At 71.0% G+C, this 5600-nt stretch carries 6 protein-coding genes; 3 read left to right on the forward strand and 3 right to left on the reverse strand.

Features of this window, described 5'->3' with window-relative positions:
• Window positions 1–229 precede the first annotated feature (229 nt).
• Window positions 230–577, forward strand: a complete 348-nt coding sequence (locus tag VF665_RS04425) for a hypothetical protein (RefSeq protein ID WP_331052201.1) — start codon at window positions 230–232, stop codon at window positions 575–577.
• A 326-nt stretch (window positions 578–903) separates the two neighbouring features.
• Here VF665_RS04425 and thiD read toward each other — a convergent pair whose 3' ends face one another.
• The 3 genes from thiD to VF665_RS04440 all read right to left on the reverse strand — a co-directional run bounded on the left by thiD (window position 904) and on the right by VF665_RS04440 (window position 3693).
• Window positions 904–1710 (reverse strand): bifunctional hydroxymethylpyrimidine kinase/phosphomethylpyrimidine kinase, encoded by an 807-nt coding sequence (gene thiD / locus VF665_RS04430; protein WP_331052202.1) that lies wholly within the window; start codon window positions 1708–1710, stop codon window positions 904–906.
• Window positions 1711–1915: 205 nt separating this feature from the next.
• On the reverse strand, window positions 1916–2815 hold the full coding sequence (locus VF665_RS04435) for a M48 family metallopeptidase (protein WP_331052203.1): 900 nt from the start codon (window positions 2813–2815) through the stop codon (window positions 1916–1918).
• A gap of 32 nt (window positions 2816–2847) precedes the next feature.
• Complete coding sequence (locus tag VF665_RS04440; RefSeq protein WP_331052204.1) at window positions 2848–3693, reverse strand: M48 family metallopeptidase; 846 nt, start codon at window positions 3691–3693, stop codon at window positions 2848–2850.
• Between the two features lie 66 nt (window positions 3694–3759).
• Here VF665_RS04440 and VF665_RS04445 point away from each other — a divergent pair, with 66 nt between their 5' ends.
• On the forward strand, window positions 3760–4533 hold the full coding sequence (locus VF665_RS04445) for an RNA methyltransferase (protein WP_331052205.1): 774 nt from the start codon (window positions 3760–3762) through the stop codon (window positions 4531–4533).
• A gap of 22 nt (window positions 4534–4555) precedes the next feature.
• Entirely contained in the window at window positions 4556–5317 is a 762-nt protein-coding gene (locus VF665_RS04450) for a prepilin peptidase (protein WP_331052206.1), read from the forward strand.
• The last annotated feature ends 283 nt before the right edge of the window (window positions 5318–5600 follow it).

The raw sequence follows: 5600 nt of genomic DNA on the forward strand, positions 1-5600 counted from the left end.
GCGGGCATGATGATGAGCGCCGGTTCCCCATCCGCGAGATCCGCGGGGCGCGGGAATACACAAGCTGGCCCTTCGCCGTTAGATTGCGCTCCGCGCCGGGTGTTCCCGGCGCGAAACTCGTAGCGCACATCTGCCGTACAGCCCCCGGACCGGCGCGAACGCACGGCCCGGGTGCGCCATCACCCCGGGCCTGTCCGCGCCCGAACCTCACCTTCAAAGGAGTTCTTCCATGGATCCGTCAGACGCCATGGTCGCGATGACCGCGATCATTCTGGGCAGCCTCACGGTGCTGATTCCCATCACCGGCATCACCGCCCGGATCGCGCTGCGGCCGCTGATGGAGGCGCTGGGCCGCTATCGCGAGATGCAGGGCCAGAACGAAGCGACGCAGCTGATGGAGCGGCGCCTGGCCCTCATGGAAGAGCAGCTTCACGGGATGGACCGCACGCTGCGCGACCTTGCCGAGGAGTCGGATTTCCGTCGCCAGCTGGAGTCGGGCCGCACGCAGCGCATTGCCGCGCCCGTGGTGAGCGCCCCCGACGTCGTGCGCGCCGACAACGTGCTCGCGAACCGCTGACCGCGCGTTTTCGTGGATGACAGAAGCCCCGCACTCCGGACGAGTGCGGGCTTCGTTGTCTGATCGGGACTTCGTGTTTTTCCAGGCGCGGTTTGAACCGCCGGGCTGATGCCGCGCCGACGCGCCCACCTCCGATCCCGAGAGCAGTTGAAGCCTCGATCGTGGACGCGACAGCGGCCACGAGTCGGGGCTTCCCGCTGTTGGAGCGGCGGATTCATCCGCTCAGGGGGGCGCGCTCCGCGCGTGGGCCCCTCCCCCGGCCCCTCCCCGTGCAAACAGACGCACGGAGAGGGGAGGCTTCATCCGCAAGCCATCCCCCGCGCCCTTCATCCCGCCGCTGGACCGGGCGCCATGTGGTTCAGCGGGCCGTGCCCGGCGCCCAGCCCCGGCGCGGTCCGCATGGCGCGCTGCACGAAGTCCAGCGCGTCCCCCACGGCGCGCGCCAGCGGCCTTCCGTGCGCCAGCCCCGCCGCGATCCCCGCGGAGAGCGTGCACCCGGTGCCGTGCGTGCTGCGCGTATCCATCTTCGGATGCCGCCACTCGTGCCACTCGCGCCCATCCCACAGCAGGTCAACCAGTTCGTCGGCCTGCAGGTGCCCGCCCTTGAGCAGCGCCGCCCCGGCGCCCAACTGCACCAGCCGCTGGGCCGCCCGCCGCATCGCGTCCGGATCATCCACCGCGAACCCCACCAGCAGCGCCGCCTCGTCCAGGTTGGGGGTGACGACGGCGGCCAGGGGCAGAAGCTCCTCCACAATGGTGCGCTGCGCGTCCTCGTCCAGCAGCCGGTGCCCGCTGGTGGCCACCATCACCGGATCCAGCACGTAGTTGGGGAGACGGTGCTCGCGGATGGATTGCGCCACCGCGCGCACCAGCTCCGACGTGGCCAGCATCCCCGACTTGCACGCCGCGGGGGGAAGATCGTCGGCCAGCGCGGCGATCTGCGCACGCACCGTCTCCACCGGGATGGAGTGCACGCCCGTGACGCCCAGCGTGTTCTGCACCGTGATGGCCGTAATGGCCGACGTGCCGAAGCAGCCGAACGCCTGAAACGTCTTGAGGTCGGCCTGAATGCCCGCGCCCCCGCCGGAGTCGGAGCCGGCGATGGTGAGGGTGATGGGAGGCGTGGCGGTCATCGGCTTTCTGTCCGTCCGGATCGATGAAAATCGTGTGCGCGGAAAAACTCGCCCCCGGCGCGTCGCCGTGCAACCGCACGCCGTCCTCATCCACGGAGGGAGGACGTACCTTCATCCACACAGACGTAGAAACCGGGCCGGGCGGAACGGCGGAGGGGCGCACCGCCGCCGGTGCGCCCCTCCGCATCCCATCTCCCCCGTCGCGCTATTTCTTCGCCGCCGCGGCGGGCTGCAGCGGGTGGCGGACGGGGCCCGGTCCGTCGGGAAAGCCCGGGTGCCCCGGCGGCAGCGGCAGCAGCAGCGGCTGCGGAAGCTCGTCCAGCCGCCGCATGAAGGCGGGGTACGAGGCGTTCTCGCGCGTAAGCTGGCGGTGCGGCGCGGCCAGCACGTTGCGGATCTGCGCGCGCGTGGCGTCCATGCGCGCCGCCGTTGCCGGGTGCGTGCTGAACCACGACGCCTCGGCCCGCAGCGCCTGCGGATCGTGCCGCTCCTCCGCCATGAGCGTGCTGAACAGGCTCAGCATGCCGCGCGGGTCCACCCCGGACGCCACCAGGTACTTTACCGCCAGCCGGTCGGCCTCGGCCTCGTCGGCGCGCGAGTGCTGGGCGTTCCACATGGCCCCGCCCAGCGCCAGCGCGTCCTGGTCCAGCAGCGGCTCGCGCCCCAGGATCAGGTGGTACATGGTGCTGGCCATGCCCTGCGAGCGCATCTGCCGCTGAAGGTTCTGCGCGCCGTGCCGGGCCGCCACGTGCCCGATCTCGTGCGCCAGCACCCCGGCCAGTTCGGAGACGTCGCGCGTGCGCTCGATGAGGCCGCGGTTCACGTAGATGTGCCCGCCGGGCAGCGCGAACGCGTTCAGCCCCGGCGTGTCCACGATGTAGAAGTGGTACCGGAGCCCCGGCCGCGCGCTCTTGCTGGCGATCATGCGGCCCAGGTCGTTCACGTACAGGTTCAGCGGCACGTCCGTCACCAGCGGCACCTGCGAATTGATCTGCGCCGCCACCTGGTCGCCGATGGTCTGCTCCCTCTGCTCGCTCACGCACCCGCCCAGCGTGAGCAGCGCGGCGCACGCCAGCAGCCCGGCGCCGTACGGCAGGCGGCGCATGCGCCTTCCGGGCTGCGGCGCGGCCGGCGCGCTCACCGGCGCCGGTCCGTCGGCACGGGCTGCAGGGCGGCCACGCGGGCGCGGAAGCTCTGGAACCCGCGCGTGTCCGTCACCAGGTTGGCGTTCTGCGCGCCGGGAGTGCGGCTGATGGCCGCCTGCGTGTTGGCCACGCGCTCCTGCTCGCTGGGGTGCGTGGCGAACCACCGCTCCACCGTGCTGGGCTGCCGCTGCTGAAGCTGCTGCAGCTTCTGGAACAGCTGCACCATCCCCTGCGGGTTGTACCCGGAGCGCACCATGTAGCCCACGGCCACCGCGTCGGCTTCGCGCTCCGCGTCGCGCGTGTAGCCGGCGAACACCGCGCCGCCGCCCACCTGAATGCCCGCCTGCTCGATCGCGCCGGGGTTGCGGCCCAGCAGCACGCCGTACACCACCGACAGGGCGGTGTTGGCGTTCTGGGCCCGCTGCATCTGCGTAATGCTGTGCCGCTGCGCCACGTGGCCGATCTCGTGCGCCAGCACGCCGGCGATCTGCGACTCGTTGTCCGCCCGCTCAATCAGGCCGCGGTTGATGTAGATGTGACCGCCCGGAATGGCGAAGGCGTTGACAACGTCGGAGTTCACGACGTAGAACGTGTACGGGATTCCGCGCTGGTCGGCCGTGGCCGCGATGCGCCGTCCCAGGTTGTTGACGTACTGCAGCGTGGCCTGGTCGCGCACCAGGGGCAGCTGCTGGTTGATCTGGCGAGAATAGTCCGCACCCAGCTGCACTTCCTGCTGGGTGGTCACCTGGGGGGCGCACGCCGTTGCCGCGCCGCCCGCCCCTGCGAGGCAGACGACCATGGCCGTACGGCGAACCTTGCGCGTAAGTGCAAGCGACATATGTATCTCCACGTTGGCGGTTGCTGCATTGGGCCGCCGGGAAAAGCAAATCGCGGACCATCCGGGGTGCGCGTGCTGACCCGGCGCGAAGAGCGCCTGCTGCGGCTTCTGCGACAGCGCAAGCACCGCGAAACGGAGGGCCGCTTCGTCGCCGAAGGCATCCGCGCCGTGGAGGACCTGCTGGGCTCGGAGCTGTCCATCGACTTCGTGGCCGCGTCGTCCTCCGCGGGTGACACCCCCCGCGGCCGCGCGCTCATCCACGCCCTGCTGGACCACAGCGTCACCCTGCGCGAGGTGAGCGAGGTCGAGCTGCGCACCCTGGCCGACACCGAGTCGCCGCAAGGGATCCTGGCCGTGGGCGCCGTGCCCGAGGGCGGGCTGGCGCGCATCCGCGTGGAGCGCGAGCCGGCGGTGGTGCTGGTGGTGGACGCCGTGCAGGATCCCGGAAACCTGGGCACGCTGGCCCGCACCGCCGAGGCGCTGGGGGCCGCGGGGCTGGTGTGCCTGCCGGGGACGGTGGATGCGTGGAACCCCAAGTCGGTCCGCGCGGCCATGGGCGCCACCTTTCGCCTTCCCGTGGTGGACGCGGCGTGGGACGAGCTGGCGCCCTGGCTGGAGCAGAACGGGTTCCAGGTGCTGGCGTCGGGAACGGGGGGCGAGGCGGTGCCGGAGCCGGCGCCCGCGCGCACGGCGCTGGTGGTGGGCAACGAGGGGGCGGGCATCAGCGCCGACACGCGCGCCCGGGCGCACCGCGTGGTGGGCATTCCCCTGCGCGGGCGGGCGGAGTCGCTGAACGTGGCTGCCGCGGGGGCCATCCTCATGCACCAGCTGCTGCGCTGAGCGGAACGGGATTGATCGAGTGATGGCGATGCTTGTAGCCTTCGCCGCCGTGATCGGCGCGTGCGTGGGCTCGTTTCTGAACGTGTGCGTGTACCGCTGGCCGGCGGACCTGTCCGTCATCAGCCCGCCCTCGCGCTGCGGCTCGTGCGGCACTCCCATCCGCTGGCACGACAACGTTCCCGTGCTGGGGTGGATGATGCTGCGCGGCCGCTGCCGTGCGTGCGGTGAAAAGGTCAGCTTGCAGTACCCGCTGGTGGAGTTGGCGACGGCGCTCCTCTGGGTGATGGCGGTGCTGCGCTTCGAGGCGACGTGGCAGGCGCTGGTGGTGGCGCTCTTCTTCACGATCCTGCTGGGGATCGCGCTCTCCGACGCCAAGACCTACATCATCCCCGACCAGTTCACGCTGGGCGGCGCGGCGATCGGATTCGCGCTCTCGTTCGCGCCAGGGGGCATCAGTTGGCAGCAGTCGCTGATCGGCGCCGGGCTGGGGTTCGGGCTGCTGTGGGTCATCGCCGTGGTGGGGGAGTGGGCGTTCAAGAAGCCGGCGATGGGCGGGGGCGACATCAAGATGATGCTGATGGTGGGGGCGTTCCTGGGGCCGTGGAGCGTGCTGCTGACGCTTTTCCTGGGCGCGCTGTTCGGCACGCTGATCTTTGCGCCTATCAGCATGAAGACGGGGAAGCTGGTTCCCTTCGGCATCTTCCTGGCGCTCGGCGCCGCCATCACCGAGCCCTTCGGCCAGCTGCTCATCGACTGGTACGTCCGCAACTTCCTCAGCGGCTGAGCGCGGGTTTCGAACGCGGTGCCGGGAAGCGGGCGCACGCTCCTTCAGAATGACGCCCCGGCGCCGAGGTGGGCGGCAGGATATTGGCGGGCGGAGGTCCCGCCGCAGCGCGGCGTGACCGGACATCAGCCGCACCGGGATTCCTCACCGGCTCGGACTTCGAGTGTCATTCTGAGCGAGGCGCTACGCCGCACCGTCCGCCACACCAGACTCTGGCGCCGACCGAAGAATCCCGCGCCACCGCATCCGATGCACGCCCGGTTGCGCGCCGCGCTCGGGGGTT

Source organism: Longimicrobium sp. (genome assembly GCF_036387355.1).
In the GTDB taxonomy this organism is placed as follows: domain Bacteria; phylum Gemmatimonadota; class Gemmatimonadetes; order Longimicrobiales; family Longimicrobiaceae; genus Longimicrobium.